We start from the raw sequence: 16,353 nt of genomic DNA on the forward strand, positions 1-16,353 counted from the left end.
CGGTGCGGGTATCTCCTCGGTGTGAGACTGCGCCGGAGCACCATGGACAAGCCCGGGATCCGTCGCGTGCGACGGGGCAAGGGCTTCAGCTACGTCGACGCCGACGGCAGGGCCGTCGACCCCGAGACGCGCGAACGGGTCACCGCACTCGTCATCCCACCTGCCTGGCAGGACGTCTGGATCAGCCCGCACCCGAACGGCCACATCCAGGCCGTCGGCACCGACGACGCGGGGCGGCGTCAGTACCTCTACCACGACGCCTGGCACGAGGCGCGCGGCCGCGAGAAGCACGACCGCGTCATCGTGCTCGCCCGCAAGCTGCCGGCAGCCCGCAAGCAGATCGCCGCCGACCTGCGCACCAACGGCCTGACGAGGAAGCGTGTCACCGCTGCCGGCCTGCGGATGCTCGACGCCGGGCTCTTCCGCAGCGGCGGAGAGGAGTACGAGGCCGAGCACGGCTCGCACGGCGTCGCGACGCTGCTCCGCTCCCATGTCACGGTGAGCGGTGAGGACGTCACCTTCGAGTTCCCGGCAAAGTCCGGCGTCACCCGCGAGGCCGTCATGACCGACCAGCTGTTGGCACGGATCGTGTTGTCCCTCAAGCGAAGTGGCTATCCGGGTGAGCGCCTGCTGGCCTACCGCGACACGAACGGCTGGCACGAGCTGCGCTCGAGCGACCTCAACGTCGCGTTCAAGGAGCTCGTCGGTGAGGAGTACACCGTCAAGGACCTCCGCACCTGGGCGGCCACGGTGACGGCCGCCGTCGCACTCGCACGGACCGGCCCCGTCGACTCCGAGCGCGAGCTCAAGCGCGCCGAGAAGGACGCGATGAAGGTCGTCTCCGAACACCTCGGCAACACACCCGCGGTCGCCCGCAGCTCGTATGTCGACCCCCGCGTCCTCGACGAGTACGCCGTCGGCCGCACCATCGCACGCAGCCTCTCGCGCCTGACCAAGGCCGACCGCACGCGCCTCGAGCGCGGCGAGCTCGTGCGGGTGCGCGACCGCGACGCGCTCGAGCGGGCCGTCATGCGGCTCGTCAAGGGCGCTGCCTGAGGCTGCTTGAGGCAGGTCCGAAAGCACGTATGCCGTCGGGTTCCCTTCAATGCGAAGGGAACCCGACGGCATACGACCGTCTCAGGCGGTCAGAGGTCGACGACCTCGTTGTCGCCCTCGATGCGCTCGCCGGTCACCTTCGCCTTGACGAAGTTGGCGATCTGCGTGACCTTGGCGCCGGGGGAGTCCCAGTACTCGGCCGAGTCCGCGCTCACCTTGATGATGATGTTGTTGGGGTTCTCCGGCCCGCCCTCGAGCCAGGCTCCCGTGAAGGAGTTCCACAGCTCGGCGAGCTTGGCGCTGTCGTCGACGATGGTCGCCGTGCCGGACAGCGACACCCACGAGCTGTTCGAGCTGTAGGCGACGTTGACGCGCGCCGGGGACTGCGTGGCGATGTCGCGCGCCTTGTGGCTGTCGCGCTCGGCGACGAAGAGCACGTCACCGTCGAACTCGACCTCCTGCGTCGCCATCGGGTGGCTCACGAGGACCCCGTTGGAGTCCGCGTGCGTCAGCATCGCGATCCGGATGTCCTTGATCAGGTCGGCGACCTTCCGGGTGCCGTCGTCGTGCTCGCTCATCGCGTTCTCCTCGTCGTCGGGGTCTGTGACGCTGTCCCTGGCGACGTACCCGATGCCCTCGAGCCCTACTCGTCCTGTCGAGGGTTGGCCGGACGGTGGCCAGGGCTCAGGCCGTGGAGGGCTCCGTCTGGGCGACGTCGGCGGACTCGGCGTCCGACGAGCCGCCGTGGGCGACGTCCTCGGCCCGTGTGTGGGGCATGAGCAGTCCGGCCGCGACGGTGACGAGAGCGACCACCACGACGGCGAGGAAGACGGCCGTCGAGCCGGCCTGCACCGCCTCGCTCGACGCCTCGCCACCATGGGAGGCGATGACGGCGTTCGCGATGGCGCCGAAGATCGCGACGCCCACGGCGCTGCCGACCGATCGCATGAACATGTTCGTCCCCGTGACGACGGCACGCTCGTTCCACGGCACCGAGGCCTGCGCCGCGATGAGCGTCGGCGTGGCGACGAGACCGAGGCCGAAGCCCACGACGAGGCACGAGGCGGCCGTGGCCCAGACGTTCGGGGTGGCCGAGGTGAGCCACAGGGCGAGGGCGCCCAGGGTCGCGATGACGAGGCCGATGAGGGCCGTCGGGCGGAAGCCGATGCGCATGTAGAGCCGACCCGACTGCGAGGCCGAGATCGGCCAGCCGATGGTGAGGGCGGCGACGGCGAGTCCGGCCACGATGGGGGTGGCCCCGGTCGAGCGCTCGAGGAAGGTCGGCACGTAGGAGGTCAGCCCGACGAGCACTGCGCCGACGCCGATGCCGATGAGGCACGTCGCGACGATGAGCCGACGGGTCAGCACCTCCAGCGGCAGGATCGGCTCCGCCGCCTGCCGCTCGATGAGACCGAAGACGAGGAGGAGCACCGCGCCGAGGGCGAAGGAGCCGACGCTCTGCCACGAGCTCCACGCCCAGGCTTGACCGCCCTCGAGGACGGCGAGGATGAGCAGGGTCAGGGCGACCGTGAGGACGGCGGCCCCGGCGTAGTCGATGCGGTGCCGGCGACGCTCGACGGACTCGTGGTAGGTGCGCCAGATCATGCCGGCGGCGAGCAGGCAGAACGGGATGTTGACGAAGAAGATCCAGCGCCACGAGGCGAACTGGGAGAAGACGCCACCGAGCGTCGGGCCGACGACGGACGACACGGCCCAGACGCTCGCGATGTAGCCCTGCGTCTTGGCCCGCTCGGCCACGGTGTAGATGTCAGCGGCGATCGTCGTCGTCATCGGCAGGACCGCTCCGGCGCCGAGCCCCTGCAGTGCTCGCATGACGATGAGTGAACCCATGTCCCAGGCGAACCCGCAGAGGATGCTGCCGATCAGGAAGAGACCGATGCCGACGAGGATGACCGGCTTGCGCCCGACCGTGTCGGCGAGCTTGGCGTACACCGGGACCGACACCGCCTGCGCCAGCAGGTAGACGGAGAACAGCCACGGGAACTGGGTCAGCCCGCCGAGGTCCGCGACGATGGAGGGGACCGCCGTGGCCAGGATCGTGGAGTCGAGCGCGATGAGCGACGTCGACAGCATGAGGGCGATGAGGACGGGCCCGCGTTCCGAGCGAAATCCGAGGGTGGACGAGGTCGACACGATGCTCCTGCCGGTTGGGGCGACAAAGATGGACAACGCACACGACCTCCGTTCATTCCCCGGGTCCGGCATCCGGGCCCCTCCGCGCGTGCGTCGGGCGACGCTCCGCCACACTGGTGACGCGGAGCAACGGGCGTATGCCGTCCGGTGCGGTCGGCGTCACCCGGCGTCATGAGCGGTTCCGGGCGACACGGCATACGTCCTCGGTCGGGCTTCGGAAGGAGTGCCACGGTGCGGACCCTCGGTGTCGAGGAGGAGATGCTGCTCGTCGACGTCCATGACGGTCGCCCCCGGTCGGTCTCGGGGCAGCTGCTCGTGCATGCCGCGAGACGGCATGCCGAGGAGGCGGTCGACGGTGTGCACGGTGCCGTCGAGGGGGAGTTCCAGCAGCAGCAGATCGAGACGCACACGCCACCCACCGCCGACCTCGACACGCTGCGCCGGGAGGTGCGGCACTGGCGTGCAGAAGCCGGCGCAGCGGCCAACGGGACCGGCTCGAGCGTGGCCGCGCTCGCCACCTCGCCGCTGCCGGTCCGCCCGGTCCCCGTCGTGTCGCGGAGGTATGCGTGGCTCCAGGAGCGCTACCGGCTGACCGCCCGTGAGCACCTGGTCTGCGGCTGCCACGTGCACGTGTCGGTCGCCGGCGACGAGGAGGGTGTGGGCGTCCTCGACCGCATCCGCGTCTGGCTGCCCGCCCTGCTCGCGCTCAGCGCCAACTCGCCCTACTGGAACGGCCAGGACTCGGGCTTCGCGAGCTACCGGAGCCAGGCTCTGGCGCGGTGGCCGTCGTGGGGTCCGACCGGGCGCTTCGGATCGGCGGACGCCTACCACCGGCTCGTGCGCGACATGGTGCTGTCGACCGTGGTCCTCGACGAGGGGATGGTCTACTTCGTCGCCCGTCTCGCCCAGCACTACCCGACGGTGGAGGTCCGGGCCGCCGACGTGTGCTTCACCGTCGAGCAGGCCGTCGTCGTCGCGGCGCTGTGCCGGGGCCTCGTCGAGACGGCGGCGCAGGACTGGGCGCTGGACCGGCCGGCGCCGGACGTGGCGACGCCGATGCTCCGGCTCGCGACGTGGCAGGCTGGGCGTGAGGGCCTCGAGGGACGCCTGCTCGACTGGCGCACCGGTCTGCCCGTGCCGTGCTGGACGGCGCTCGAGTCGCTGCTCGACCACGTCGGCCCAGCGCTGGAGGCAGCGGGCGACCTCGCCGTCGTGCAGGAGGGACTCGCACGAGTGCGGGAGGAGGGCAACGGGGCCGTCCGGCAGCGGGCGACGCTCGCGCGCACGGGTCGGCTCGCCGACGTCGTCGCCGAGGCGGTCCGCGAGACGGCCCTGGACGACGTCCCGTGACGCTCCCGTCGGGCGTCGGTCGGGTGTCGGAGCCGAGGTCAGTCGGGCGTCGGGAAGCGCTCGTCGTCGTCCGGCCCCGCGAAGACCCGACGTTCGATCGCCAGGTGGACGACCACGTAGCCGACGCCGGACAGCGTCCCGACGACGGCGACGACTGCGGTGATGCCACCGACGATGTCGGCGACCAGTGCGCCCAGGGTGCCGGCCACGATTCCGTTGACGACCATGAGGAAGAACGCGGTGCTGCCGATGACGTGCAGCACGAGGTGGCGTCGGTGGCCCCGCGAGTACGTCTGAAGGAGCCCGCGGGTGTCGTCGTGGACCGAGGCCGTCAGGTAGGGCGCGAGCTCGGGGCCAGGACGACGAGGAAGGCCGACACGACAGTGAGGTAGATCGTGATCCGGCTCATGATCTCCGACCACGTCATGGAGCGGGTGCCGAGCAGGCTCCAGTGCTCTGTCGACAGGTAGACGGGGAGGCCGGGTGTCGTCGAGTCGCGCAGGCGGCGTGGGGGTTGGCTGTCAGGATGTCTGGATGACGTGGACCGCCCCTGAGGTGTCGTTGCCGAGGTTCGAGCCGGTGGGCGACGAGCGGACCCTGCTCGAGGCCCGGCTCGCCTGGCGTCGCGCCCTGCTGCTCGACAAGTGCGCCGGTCTGACCGGAGAGCAGCTCGCTCAGCGCTCGGTCCCGCCGTCGAACCTGTCGTTGCTCGGGCTGGTCCGGCACATGGCCAAGGTCGAGCGCGGGTGGTTCCGCGAGTTCATCGGCGGGGAGGACCTCGAGCCGATGTACGACCCCGCGCTCGGGCACGACGCCGACTTCGAGGACCTCGACCCCGCACGGGCGCAGACCGACTACGAGCGGCTGGTGGCGGAGTGCCGGCTCGCAGAGGCGGCGCTCGCGACGGTCTCCCTTGACGACGTCTTCACCGCCGAGGGGGTGACGTGGTCCGTGCGGGCGGTCGTGGGTCACATGATCTCGGAGTACGCCCAGCACAACGGACACGCCGACCTGCTGCGCGAGTGCATCGACGGCCGGACGAACCGGTAGAGGTCGACACCGCTCACGACTCACCCTTGACGCCCCCCTGGATGGCTGGAGGAGGATTCGGGTGAACCGTCCGGTCCCAGGAGGAGAAATGTCCGATCACACGATCGCGTCCGACCACGAGCACGTTCCTGACGACGGCTGCGAGACCGTCGAGCACGGAGACCACCTCGACCACGTCCACGGCACCGAACGTCACGCCGAGCAGGCGGTCCACACCGACCATGGCCACGTCCACGCCGAGGGTGACGGTTGCGAGACGGTCCAGCATGGCAACCACGTGGATCACCTGCACGATGGGCATCGCCACTACCAGCACGGCGCCCACGTCGTCGAACACTGAGACCCCACATCTGCCGCACAGGCGCAGACCGACTACGAGCGGCTGGTGGCGGAGTGCCGGTTCGCAGAGGCGGCGCTCGCGACGGTCTCCCTGGACGACATCATCACCACCGAGGGCGGGACGTGCGGGCCGTGGTGGGCCACATGATCTCGGAGCACGCCCAGCACAGCGGGCACGCTGACCTCCTGCGCGAGTGCCTCGACGGCCGGACGGGCCGGTAAGGGCTCGACGGCGGCCGGAGTGGACCCGGTTCTCCTGGGCCTGTCACAGATCCGGGGGCTGTCCGGTCTTCTCTGTCGGAGGCGCCACCGGGGCGCCCGACAGGAGGACTCCCATGAAGATCGTGGTCATCGGCGGCACCGGACTCATCGGCTCGAAACTCGTGCGCAGGTTCGAGGCACACGGGCACGAGGCCCTGGCGGCCTCGCCAGCGACCGGTGTCAACACCCTCACCGGTGAGGGACTGGCCCAGGCGCTCGCCGGCGCGTCGGTCGTCGTCGACGTGGCGAACTCGCCCTCGTTCGAGCGGGACGCGGTGCTCGACTTCTTCGAGACCTCGACCGGCAACCTGCTCGAGGTGGAGAAGGCGGCAGGCGTCGCCCACCACGTCGGCCTCTCGATCGTCGGCACCGACCGGCTCCCCGGGAACGACTACTTCCGGGCCAAGATCGCCCAGGAACGGCTCATCGAGAGCTCCGGCATCCCGTGGTCGATCCTGCACGCGACCCAGTTCTTCGAGTTCGTGCCCGCCATCGCCGACACGGCTGAGGTCGACGGGCAGGTGCGTATGCCGTCCGCCGCGTTCCAGCCCGTCGCCGGTGACGACGTGGCCGATGCGCTGGCCCGCGTCGCCACGGGTGCCCCGCTGGGTGGTCGCCTCGAGATCGCCGGCCCCGACCGAGCCCCCATGGACGACTTCTTCCGCGCGGCGCTCGCGGCCCTGGGTGACCCTCGCCCGGTCGTCACCGACCCGGACGCTCCCTACTTCGGGTCCGTGCTCGAGGCCGACAGCCTCGTGCCCGTCGGTCCCGCCCAGCTCGGCCGGCTCCACTACGCCGACTGGCACCGCTCGTGACCGGGTGGCTCGGGGTCGGCGGCCGGCGCGACGACGGCCTCGACGGTCTCGACGGTCTGGACGGTCTGGACGGTCTCGACCGGCTCGTGGCGCTCGAGGCGGAGGTCCGGGTCGAGCTGGCCGTGGCGGATGCGAGCCCCGCCATCGGCGCCTTCGCGACGCCCGAGAGCGAGTGGCTCGTCGACCCGGCCGAGGTCCAGATCGAGCAGACTGGGCTGCGCAGCCTGCTCGGTGCCGTCCAGGCCCTCGAGGCGGGCCGGGACCCACGGTGACGAGGCAGGTCGGTGCGGTCCATGACCTGAGGAGACGGCTGTGACGACGGAGGTGCCGGACCCCGGACTCGACGACGCCGTGCGGACCTTCGCCGAGCTGCGTCCCCGTCTCTTCGGCATCGCGTACCGCATGCTCGGCAGTGCGACCGAGGCGGAGGACCTGGTCCAGGACGTCTGGGTGCGCTGGCAGAGCGCGCCCCGCGACCTCGTGGACAACCCGTCCGCCTACCTCGCCACGGCCACGACCCGCCTCGCCATCAACGCGCTCCAGTCCGCGCGGGCCCGGCGGGAGACGTACGTCGGCCCGTGGCTCCCCGAGCCGGTCGACACGAGCGCAGACCCCTACCTCGGAGCCGAGCGTGGGGAAGCCCTGGAGTTCGCCGTCCTGACCCTGCTCGAGCGGCTGACGGCGAACGAGCGGGCTGCCTATGTGCTGCGCGAGGCGTTCGACTACCCCTACGCCCAGATCGCCGACGTGCTCCAGCTCAAGGAGCCCGCCGTCCGGCAGCTCGTCAGCCGGGCGCGCCGGCGCATCGCGGGTCAGCGTCGCATGAGCGTCAGCCGTCGGGACCAGCAGCAGCTGCTCGTCGCCTTCGTCGACGCGGCGAGGTCGGGCGACCTGGCCGCACTCGAGGACCTCTTCGCCGCAGACGTGACGAGCACGTCCGACGGAGGAGGCGTCGTACGGGCCTCGCGCTTCGCCGTGCACGGGTCCACGCGGGTGGCGAGGTACCTCCGCGCCTTCCACGACCGGTTCTGGGTCGGGATGGAGGTCGAGGTCGCCGCGGCGAACGGCCGGCCGGCCGCGTTGCTGCGCCGCGACGGCGTGCTCGAGGTCGTCTTGGTCGTCGACGCGTCGGAGGAGGGGATCGACCAGATCAGCTGGGTGATGAACCCGCACAAGCTCGCAGCGCTGGCGTGAGCACCGACCGTTGGGCCGATGTGCTCGCGGGCGGTGATGTCGACGCGCTGACGGCCACGCTGCACCGAGACGTCGTGCTCGTCAGTGACGGCGGCGGCCGGGTGGTGACGCCGCTCCGGCCGGTTCGAGGCGCAGCATCCGTGGCCCGGGTGGTGTCGACGGCAGTCGGTGGCGCCCAAGGTCGGACCCTCACGGTCGAGCAGGCCAATGGCCGGCGGGCCGTCGTCGTCCGCCGCTCCGGGAGGGCCTGCGCGGTGATCATCACGGACGGCGACGACGCCCTCGTCGCGCGGGTGTGGCTCGTGCTGAACCCGGACAAGCTGGTCCGCTGGCACGCGCCTCGATGAGCCCGGGTGACAGGACGCCGAAGGGCCTGCTGGAACGACGTCGTCGTTTCCAGCAGGCCCTTCGCGGATGGTCGGGGTGACAGGATTTGAACCTGCGACCTCTTCGTCCCGAACGAAGCGCGCTACCAAGCTGCGCCACACCCCGGTGCTGCATCTACCCCTGATCCGTGGACCGGAGGCAGCAAGCAGAGATGCTAGCGCAGCCCCCTGCCCATCTCCGAATCGGGCTCGTCGACCGCCGCTGGGGACCGCGCCGGCTCAGCCCTGTGAGCGGGGGACGAGCGTCAGGAGGGTCGCCTCGGGACGGCAGGCAAGGCGTACTGGGGCCGTGGGCGACGTCCCCAGACCGGCGGACACCTCGAGCCACGCGGCGCCCTCAGGCGCGTGTGACGACGGCGTGGAGCCGGCTCCCGGCCACCAACGCGACAAGCCCTTGGCGCGGCCCGTGTCGAGGTCGCAGTTCGTCACGAGCGCACCGTAGCCGGGCACGCAGACCTGGCCGCCGTGCGTGTGTCCGGCGACGATGAGCTCGGCGCCGTCCGAGGCGTACGCGTCGAGCACCCGCTGGTAGGGCGCGTGCGTCACGCCGAGCGTCAGGCCGGCCTCGGGCGACGCCGGCCCGCGCACGACGTCGAGGCGGTCGTAGCCGAGGTGCGGGTCGTCGACGCCGCGCACGTCGATCCGCAGGCCACGCACGGTGAGCGAGTCCCGACGGTTCGTCAGGTCGACCCAGCCACGGGAACCGAGACCGCGCACGAGGTCGGCAGTGGGCAGCCGCTGGGTCGTGCCCACGCCCTTGGCGAAGTTGCTGGTCAGGTAGCCGAGAGGGTTCTTCAGCTTCGCGGCGAAGTAGTCGTTGGACCCGAGGACGAAGACCCCGGGGACACCCAGGAGCGAGTCGTACGCGTCGAGCAGCGCGGGCACGGCGTCGGGGGCCGCGATGTTGTCGCCCGTCGTGATGACGAGGTCGGGGTCGAGCGAGGCGAGGCTGTGCACCCAGGACCGCTTCGCGCGCTGGCGCGGCAGCAGGTGCAGGTCGGACAGGTGCAGCACCCGCAGCGGCTCCGCGCCCTCGGGCAGCACCGGCACGTCGAATCGACGCAGCACGAAGGCATTGCGCTCGACGAGCGAGGCCCAGCCGAGCACCCCGGTGCCGGCGATCCCCAGGCCCAGGACGGTCTTGGTCACGGCACGCATGGGGCCCATCCTCGCATCCCGGGCACGCGCGCCCCGAGGAACCCGTGGGGACCCGCGTGGCCGACCTGACAGACTGGCGACATGAGCACCCTCAAGGAGCAGCTGAAGTCCGATCTCACCGCCGCGATGCGCGAGCGAGACCAGGTCCGGACCGGCTCGTTGCGGATGGCCCTCACCGCCGTCACCACCGAGGAGGTCGCCGGCACCGAGCAGCGCGAGCTGACGGATGACGACGTCCTCAAGGTCCTCACCAGGGAAGCCAAGAAGCGTCGTGAGGCCGCGACGGCATACGTCGGCGCCGGACGCCCGGAGCTCGCGGCCAAGGAGGAGGCGGAGCTCGCCGTCCTCGAGGCCTACCTCCCGCGGCAGCTCGGCGACGACGAGCTCGAGGTGATCGTCCGCGAGGCGGTCACCGCCTCCGGCGCCACGGGTATGCCGCAGATGGGCCTCGCGATGAAGGCCGCCAACGCTGCCGTGGCCGGGCGCGCCGAGGGTGGTCGGGTCGCCGGCATCGTGCGCCGGGTCCTCGCGGGCTGAGGCCCCACACACGTCGCTCACCGACGACGAAGGCCCGACGCGGATCGCGTCGGGCCTTCGTCATCGCTGGGTCAGCCGCGCCCTGGCGGCTTGGGCGGCTTGGGCGGCTTGGTCGGCTTGGTCGGCTTGGTCGGCTTGCCGCCCCCGTTGCCGTTCCCACCGCCACCACCACCGCCACCGCCGGTGCCGCCGGGGTTGACGAAGGTGGTCTGGGGAGCGGGTGGTGGCTGTCGGAACCCGCCACGCGAGGTGTAGATCGTGATCATGCTGCCGGGCGGCGGCGACTGGTAGGGCGAGATACCGGCGACGAGGCCCTGCGCCACCTGCGAGGACATCGTCCCGCCGACCTGCGTCTGGAAGCCCGCAGCCTGGAGCAGGGACTCGGCCTCGGAGACCGACCGACCAACGACGGCGGGGAGCTGGCCAGGGGTCACGTTCTGGTTGCCGGGGTCGGCGCCGAGGTACTTGGCGGCTGGTTCGCCGAACTTCACCTCGGGCTGGCCGTCGAGGACCCGGTTCATGATCCCCTTCCAGATGGGTGCGGCGATCGCGGCGCCGTGCATCACGGGGTAGAACTGACCGCCGACCGTGACGTCCTTCATGATGCGCTTGTTGCCGTCGTCGGGCGTGCCGACCCAGACCGCGGTGGAGATCTGCGGGGTGTAGCCGGCGAACCACGACTCGTTGTTGCCGTTGGCCGTACCGGTCTTGCCGGCCGACTCGCGCTTGCCGTCGTCGAGCTGGTTCCGGATGCCGGAGCCGTGCGTCATGTTGTACTCGAGGAACTTGTCGGTCGCCCGCGTCACGTCGGGATCGACGACCTGCTGGCACTTCGTGGAAGGAAGCGGGATGGCCTTGCCGCCGCGGGTGATCTTGGTGATCGCGAGGACCGGGCAGCGCTTGCCACCCGACGCGAGTGTCGCGTAGGCGTCGGCGAGAGCCTGGGGCGAGACCTCGTTGGCGCCGAGGATGACCGCGGCCGGGTCGATGGAGATGGCCTTGCCGTTGCCCTGGTGCAGACCGATCCGGTTCATGGTGTCGCGGATCTTGCAGATGCCGATCTGCTGCGCGAGGCCGACGAACGCGGTGTTGGTCGAGAGCGCCGTGGCCTCCATGAGCGTCATCTTGCCGCCCTTGAACGGGGTGTCGTTGAGGACGTTCCAGGTCTCGAAGCTCGAGGAGCAGGCGTCCTTCGGGAAGTCGGACGGGCTGTACTTCGCGCTCGTGTTCCCTCCGGCGGCCTTGGCGTCCACACTGGACTTGGTGGTCAGCCCGGACTCCATGGCGGCGACCAGAGCAAACGCCTTGGCCGTCGAGCCGTACTGGAACCCGCCGGAACCGCCGTACTGCTTGTCCAGGGCCCAGTTGACGCTCGTCTCACCGAGCTTCTTGGCGGAGACCGTGTAGGTCGTGTTCTGGGCGAAGGCGAGCACCCGGCCCGTGCCGGGCTCGGTGACGTACGCGGCCGCGCCCACCTTCGACTTGTCGCCGATGGGCACCTTCTTCGTGATCTCGCGCTGGACGATCTCCTGGACGCGCGGGTCGAGGGTCGTCGTGATCGTGACGCCACCGCGGTAGAGGGTGCGCTTGCGCTCCTCGACGGTCTTGCCGAGCTGCGGCATCGTCAGGGCGTAGTTGACGATGAAGTCGCACCAGTAGGGGTACGGCGACGACAGGCACGTGCTCTTCGGCTGCGTCACGCGCATGTCCTGCTTGAGCGTGCGCTTCTTGGCGGCCTGCCACTGCTTGTCGGTGATGCGGCCGAGTTCGTGCATGCGGTCGAGCACGACGTTCCGGCGGGCCAGGGCCTTCTTCGGGAAGTTCACCGGGTCGGTGGTGCCGGGGTTCTGCGTCAGGCCGGCGAGGAGGGCGGCCTGCGACAGGGAGAGCTTGTCGGCGTGGACGCTGAAGTAGTGCTGGGCGGCGGCCTCGACGCCATACGCGCGGTCGCCGTAGTAGACGAGGTTGAGGTAGCCCTCGAGGATCTCGTCCTTCGTCAGCTTCTTCTCCAGCGTGATGGCGTACTTCAGCTCCTTGAGCTTGCGCAGGTAGTCCTTCTTGACGGCCTCGGCGGCCGCCTCCTCGTTGCCGGAGCTGAGGGCGGAGTACTGGAGCGAGATCTTGACGTACTGCTGGGTGAGCGACGAGGCACCGACCGAGGAGCCGTTGCGCAGGTTGGAGATGACGGCGCGGGCCGTGCCCTGGATGTCGATGCCACCGTGGTCGTAGAAGCGGTGGTCCTCGATCGCGACCTGGGCCTCACGCATGATCGGCGCGATCTTGTTCAGCGGCACGATGGTGCGGTTCTGCTCCTGCGGCGTCGCGATGACGGTGCCGTCAGCGGCCAGGATACGGGAGGTCTGGGCCAGCGGGTCGGTCGTGAACTCGCTCGGGAGCTCGTTGAAGACGTCGACTCCGCTGCGCGCGAGCGCCCCCGTTGCGCCCACCGCGGGCATCACCAGGCCGGCGGCGAGCAGCCCGAGCACGAGCGCGGACGCGAGGAACGCGCCGAGCAGGCTGATGACGCCGCCGATCGACGTAGTGCGTGAAGACATGGGCCCAAGGGTAACCGCTCACCCCATGGCCACCCGATTTGTGCCGTCCCGCGGGTCCGGGGATGTCTCAGAATGCCTTACCGCGCCTCGGAATGACCAGGGGGTCCGAGTCCAGGTGACTAGTCACCCCCTCCACTAAATGGTCCATAGAGGCTATGTCCGAGTCGGCCTCACGCTCGTAATGTCTCGTTTGGGCCTTAGGGGGGTCCATTTGACCAAGACCGGTGGGACGGTCCACGGTCAGTCCGGATGTCATGGGAGGCGCCGGGCGGGGAGGGGTAGGAAATGAGTGCTGTCATCATCGTGGATCCGTGGGTGGAGGAGTGGGCCAGTCAGGCCAGCTGTTCCGGCGCGGACCCGGATGCATTGTTCGTCCGAGGCAAGGCCCAGCACGACGCGAAGGCCGTCTGCAAGACGTGTCCTGTTCTCGCGCAGTGCCTGGCCGAGGCTCTCGACAACCGGACCGAGTTCGGCGTCTGGGGAGGCATGACCGAGCGCGAGCGCCGGGCCCTGCTCCGCAAGCGTCCGGACATCACGTCCTGGAAGTCGGCTCTGCGTGCGGGGATGGCCTCGCAGGTCAAGCACGACTGAGTCGGCGCCACACCGACCGGTCCCCGGTCGGTCCACGTCACACGTGGGCGGGGCCGTGGCCACCCGAGGTGGGTCACGACCCCGCTAACGCATGCCCGATCTCACGCAGGCCGTCGAGGTCGTGGACATCGCGGCCCAGCGCCGGCACCTGCACCACGGGTATGCCGGGGTGTGACCGTGAGAAGCGGTCGGCGAGCTCGCGCTGCCGCTCGGCCGTGCGCACCAGTGATGCGTGCAGCCGCAGCAGCCCCGCGGCGTTCGACGCCGACTTCGGTCCGCCGCTCTCCTCGAGCGACTCCGCGGCGGCCAAGGCGCGGGACGGTGTGACACCCGTCGCCGAGACGCGACCGATGCGGTTGACGACGAGCCCGGCGAGCGGCATACCGTCTGCTTCGAGGCGGTCGACGAAGAAGGACGCCTCGCGGAGGGCGTCGCGCTCGGGGGCGGCGACGACGAGGAAGGCCGTGCCGTCCTCGGAGAGCAGGCGGTAGGTCTCGTCGGCACGCTCGCGGAAGCCGCCGAACATCGTGTCGAGCGCGTTGACGAACGTCTGGACGTCGCTGAGCATCTGGCCACCCAGGACCTTCGTCATCGTGGAGGTCACGATCTGCACCCCGACCCCGAAGACCTTGAGTCCGGCGCGCCCGCCCGCCTTGGCCGGGGCCGTGAGCAGGCGGATGAAGCGCCCGTCGAGAAAGCTGCCGAGGCGGTTCGGTGCGTCGAGGAAGTCGAGGGCCGAGCGGGACGGTGGGGTGTCGACGACGATGAGGTCCCACGGGGCGTCCTCGGTGCCGGCGCCCGCCTTGAGCTGGCCGAGCTTCTCCATCGCCATGTACTCCTGCGTGCCGGCGAAGGAGCTGCTGACGGCCTGGTAGAAGGGGTTGGCGAGGATCTGCTCGGCCTTGCCCGGCTCGGAGTGGGCGATGACGACCTCGTCGAAGGTCCGCTTCATGTCGAGCATCATCGCGTGCAGGCTGCCGCCGGCCGAGGCATCGATGTCGGTGACCGGCCGAGGGGTGTTGTCGAGCTCGGTGAGACCGAGCGACTGCGCCAGGCGGCGGGCGGGGTCGATCGTCAGGACGACGACCTTGCGCCCCGACTCGGCAGCGCGGAGGCCGAGGGCGGCCGCGGTCGTGGTCTTGCCGACGCCGCCGGAGCCGCAGCACACGACGATCTGGGTCGCCGGGTCGTCGATGAGGGCGTCGACGTTGAGCAGGGGCGGCTCGGTCGAGACGGGTCCGGGGCTCATGCGCGGACCCGTCCGGAGCCGGGCCCGACGCCGGCGTGGCGGACGAAGAGCGGCACGAGGAGGTCGGCGAGCTCGCGGACCGACCCCGAGTCGACGCCGCCCGGGAGCGCGGGCAGCTGGACGATGGGCAGGCCGGTGGCCTCGAGGAGGGCGAGCTGCTCGCGCTCGAGGTCGATCCGCTGCGCGTGGTCGCGGGCCTCCTCGAGCAGGCCGTCGACGAGCTCCGGTGTGGCCTTGACGCCGGCCTCGCCGAGCTGGGTGCGGATCGACGGCTTGTGCAGCCGGCCCTCGCGAGCCTGCTCGAGCGCCGTGTCGTCAAGGAGCGGCTCGCGCACCATGTTGACGATGATCGCGCCGGGGTGCAGGCCCTTGGCGCGCAGGTCGTCGATGGCCTCGAGGGTCTCCTGCACGGGCATCTCCTCGAGCAGGGTCACGAGGTGGACGACGGTCTGCTCGGACTCGAGCAGGCGGGTGATCGAGCTCGCCTGCGAGGCGATCGGGCCGACGCGGGCCAGGTCGGCCACCTCGGCGTTGACCGAGAGGAAACGTCCGATGCGTCCGGTCGGCGGCGCGTCGAGGACGATGCCGTCGTAGACGTGGGGTGCGTCGCCCTTGTGCTTGCCGTCCCGGCGGCGGCGGTTGGCCTCGTAGATCTTGCCGATGAGCAGGACGTCCCGGACGCCGGGGGCGATGGTCGTCGCGAAGTCGATGGCGCCGAACTTCTCGAGGAGCTTGCCGGCGCGCCCGAGCTTGTAGAAGAGCTGGAGGTACTCGAGGAGCGCGGCCTTGGGCTCGATGGCCAGGCCGACGACCTCGCCGCCCCCGGGGAGGCGCACGACGCGGGTCTCGTCGGTGCCGAGCGGTGGGACGTCGAAGGTCTGGCTGATGCCCTGCCGACCCTCGACCTCGGTGAGCAGCACGTGGGCGGGGGTCGACGCGAGGGCCAGCGCGATGGCCGATGCGACCGTGGTCTTGCCCGTCCCGCCCTTGCCGGTGACGACGTGCAGCCGCGCTCGCGCCCAAGAGGGGTCGGTGGGGCCGGTCGTCACGCGTCCACTCTAGGACCCGCCCCACCCCACCCTCGTCCGAGGTGACCGACCCGCGGCTCGAGGTGATCCCAGTAGCCCGTCGGTGTCGACATCACCTCGACCCCCGTCAACCGACCCGCCGTTCGAGGTGATCCCGGTGGCCGCGTGGCAGTCGAGATCACCTCGAACCGGAGGGTGACGCTCGCGGGCCGCGTGTCAGGCAGCCGGGTGCTCGAGCTGGGCGTGGCCCTGGGCCACTTGGCTCATGAACTCGTCGGTGAAGACGCGCAGCCCGACGAGGTCGATGCGCAGCGCGCGGTCGCCCTTGAGGACGCGCGCGTGGGTGCGGAGGTTGTCCGCCGAGACGGCCAGAGAGCGCCGGTGCTGCACGCCGTCGATCTCGACCACGAGCCCGTTGCGCCAGCGGACGTCGAGATAGACCCGCCCTCGATCCGTGTGGACGACCACCTGCCGGTCCGGCTCCGGGAGGAGGCGCTCGCGCCGTCGAGGGCTGCGACAGTAGGCCCCACCTCCCACACGGCACGCCATAGGTTCTCCTCACGGCTCAGCGGCCGGGTGTGCACGGCCACCGTGACGTCGCCGTGCACGACCCACCGTTCCGAACGGGCT

19 protein-coding genes and 1 tRNA gene are annotated in these 16,353 nt (G+C 70.7%); 10 read left to right on the top strand and 10 right to left on the bottom strand.

Features of this window, described 5'->3' with window-relative positions; genetic code table 11:
* Positions 1-42 precede the first annotated feature (42 nt).
* Complete coding sequence (locus NR112_RS18165) at positions 43-1,056, top strand: DNA topoisomerase IB (protein WP_256795699.1); 1,014 nt, start codon at positions 43-45, stop codon at positions 1,054-1,056.
* Between the two features lie 89 nt (positions 1,057-1,145).
* Here NR112_RS18165 and NR112_RS18170 read toward each other — a convergent pair whose 3' ends face one another.
* Positions 1,146-1,634: a pyridoxamine 5'-phosphate oxidase family protein gene (locus NR112_RS18170; RefSeq protein WP_256795700.1), complete on the bottom strand. Its 489-nt coding sequence runs from the start codon at positions 1,632-1,634 to the stop codon at positions 1,146-1,148.
* Positions 1,635-1,740: 106 nt separating this feature from the next.
* Entirely contained in the window at positions 1,741-3,150 is a 1,410-nt protein-coding gene (locus NR112_RS18175; RefSeq protein WP_306217415.1) for an MDR family MFS transporter, read from the bottom strand.
* Positions 3,151-3,441: 291 nt separating this feature from the next.
* Here NR112_RS18175 and NR112_RS18180 point away from each other — a divergent pair, with 291 nt between their 5' ends.
* Positions 3,442-4,560, top strand: a complete 1,119-nt coding sequence (locus NR112_RS18180; RefSeq protein ID WP_256795702.1) for a glutamate--cysteine ligase — start codon at positions 3,442-3,444, stop codon at positions 4,558-4,560.
* Positions 4,561-4,598: 38 nt separating this feature from the next.
* On the opposite strand, the gene NR112_RS18185 is transcribed toward NR112_RS18180, so the two are convergent.
* Entirely contained in the window at positions 4,599-4,823 is a 225-nt protein-coding gene (locus tag NR112_RS18185) for a hypothetical protein (RefSeq protein ID WP_256795703.1), read from the bottom strand.
* Between the two features lie 271 nt (positions 4,824-5,094).
* Here NR112_RS18185 and NR112_RS18190 point away from each other — a divergent pair, with 271 nt between their 5' ends.
* A complete protein-coding gene (locus tag NR112_RS18190) occupies positions 5,095-5,610 on the top strand; it encodes a DinB family protein (protein ID WP_256795704.1) in 516 nt (171 codons plus the stop codon).
* Between the two features lie 13 nt (positions 5,611-5,623).
* Here the strand turns inward: NR112_RS18190 and NR112_RS18195 are convergent, their stop codons facing one another.
* Positions 5,624-5,947, bottom strand: coding sequence for a hypothetical protein (locus NR112_RS18195; protein ID WP_256795705.1), 324 nt, complete (start codon positions 5,945-5,947; stop codon positions 5,624-5,626).
* 146 nt (positions 5,948-6,093) lie between these two features.
* On the opposite strand from NR112_RS18195, the gene NR112_RS18200 reads away from it, so the two are divergent.
* From NR112_RS18200 to NR112_RS18220, 5 genes are all read left to right on the top strand, one after another.
* A complete protein-coding gene (locus tag NR112_RS18200) occupies positions 6,094-6,171 on the top strand; it encodes a DUF664 domain-containing protein (protein WP_306217417.1) in 78 nt (25 codons plus the stop codon).
* A gap of 113 nt (positions 6,172-6,284) precedes the next feature.
* Complete coding sequence (locus NR112_RS18205) at positions 6,285-7,025, top strand: SDR family oxidoreductase (RefSeq protein WP_256795706.1); 741 nt, start codon at positions 6,285-6,287, stop codon at positions 7,023-7,025.
* The gene (locus NR112_RS18210; RefSeq protein ID WP_256795707.1) at positions 7,022-7,297 is read left to right on the top strand and encodes a hypothetical protein; all 276 of its coding nucleotides are present in this window, start codon (positions 7,022-7,024) and stop codon (positions 7,295-7,297) included. Before NR112_RS18205 ends, NR112_RS18210 begins: the two co-directional genes overlap by 4 nt.
* Before the next feature lie 40 nt (positions 7,298-7,337).
* On the top strand, positions 7,338-8,219 hold the full coding sequence (locus tag NR112_RS18215) for an RNA polymerase sigma-70 factor (RefSeq protein WP_256795708.1): 882 nt from the start codon (positions 7,338-7,340) through the stop codon (positions 8,217-8,219).
* Positions 8,216-8,566 (top strand): hypothetical protein, encoded by a 351-nt coding sequence (locus NR112_RS18220; RefSeq protein WP_256795709.1) that lies wholly within the window; start codon positions 8,216-8,218, stop codon positions 8,564-8,566. Before NR112_RS18215 ends, NR112_RS18220 begins: the two co-directional genes overlap by 4 nt.
* Before the next feature lie 68 nt (positions 8,567-8,634).
* On the opposite strand, the gene NR112_RS18225 is transcribed toward NR112_RS18220, so the two are convergent.
* Positions 8,635-8,711, bottom strand: a tRNA-Pro gene (locus tag NR112_RS18225).
* A gap of 113 nt (positions 8,712-8,824) precedes the next feature.
* Entirely contained in the window at positions 8,825-9,763 is a 939-nt protein-coding gene (locus NR112_RS18230) for a metallophosphoesterase (RefSeq protein ID WP_256795710.1), read from the bottom strand.
* Positions 9,764-9,844: 81 nt separating this feature from the next.
* On the opposite strand from NR112_RS18230, the gene NR112_RS18235 reads away from it, so the two are divergent.
* The gene (locus NR112_RS18235; protein WP_256795711.1) at positions 9,845-10,300 is read left to right on the top strand and encodes a GatB/YqeY domain-containing protein; all 456 of its coding nucleotides are present in this window, start codon (positions 9,845-9,847) and stop codon (positions 10,298-10,300) included.
* 71 nt (positions 10,301-10,371) lie between these two features.
* Here NR112_RS18235 and NR112_RS18240 read toward each other — a convergent pair whose 3' ends face one another.
* The gene (locus NR112_RS18240; RefSeq protein WP_256795712.1) at positions 10,372-12,855 is read right to left on the bottom strand and encodes a penicillin-binding protein; all 2,484 of its coding nucleotides are present in this window, start codon (positions 12,853-12,855) and stop codon (positions 10,372-10,374) included.
* 285 nt (positions 12,856-13,140) lie between these two features.
* Between NR112_RS18240 and NR112_RS18245 the strand changes: the two genes are divergently transcribed.
* Complete coding sequence (locus NR112_RS18245; protein ID WP_256795713.1) at positions 13,141-13,446, top strand: WhiB family transcriptional regulator; 306 nt, start codon at positions 13,141-13,143, stop codon at positions 13,444-13,446.
* A gap of 73 nt (positions 13,447-13,519) precedes the next feature.
* On the opposite strand, the gene NR112_RS18250 is transcribed toward NR112_RS18245, so the two are convergent.
* From NR112_RS18250 to NR112_RS18260, 3 genes are all read right to left on the bottom strand, one after another.
* Positions 13,520-14,695, bottom strand: coding sequence for an ArsA family ATPase (locus NR112_RS18250; RefSeq protein WP_256795714.1), 1,176 nt, complete (start codon positions 14,693-14,695; stop codon positions 13,520-13,522).
* The gene (locus tag NR112_RS18255) at positions 14,692-15,744 is read right to left on the bottom strand and encodes an ArsA-related P-loop ATPase (protein ID WP_256795715.1); all 1,053 of its coding nucleotides are present in this window, start codon (positions 15,742-15,744) and stop codon (positions 14,692-14,694) included. The genes NR112_RS18250 and NR112_RS18255 overlap by 4 nt, the downstream gene beginning before the upstream one ends.
* A 195-nt stretch (positions 15,745-15,939) precedes the next feature.
* A complete protein-coding gene (locus NR112_RS18260; RefSeq protein ID WP_256795716.1) occupies positions 15,940-16,272 on the bottom strand; it encodes a hypothetical protein in 333 nt (110 codons plus the stop codon).
* Positions 16,273-16,353: the final 81 nt, after the last annotated feature.

The organism is Terrabacter sp. Ter38, assembly GCF_024519435.1.
Lineage (GTDB): Bacteria > Actinomycetota > Actinomycetes > Actinomycetales > Dermatophilaceae > Terrabacter.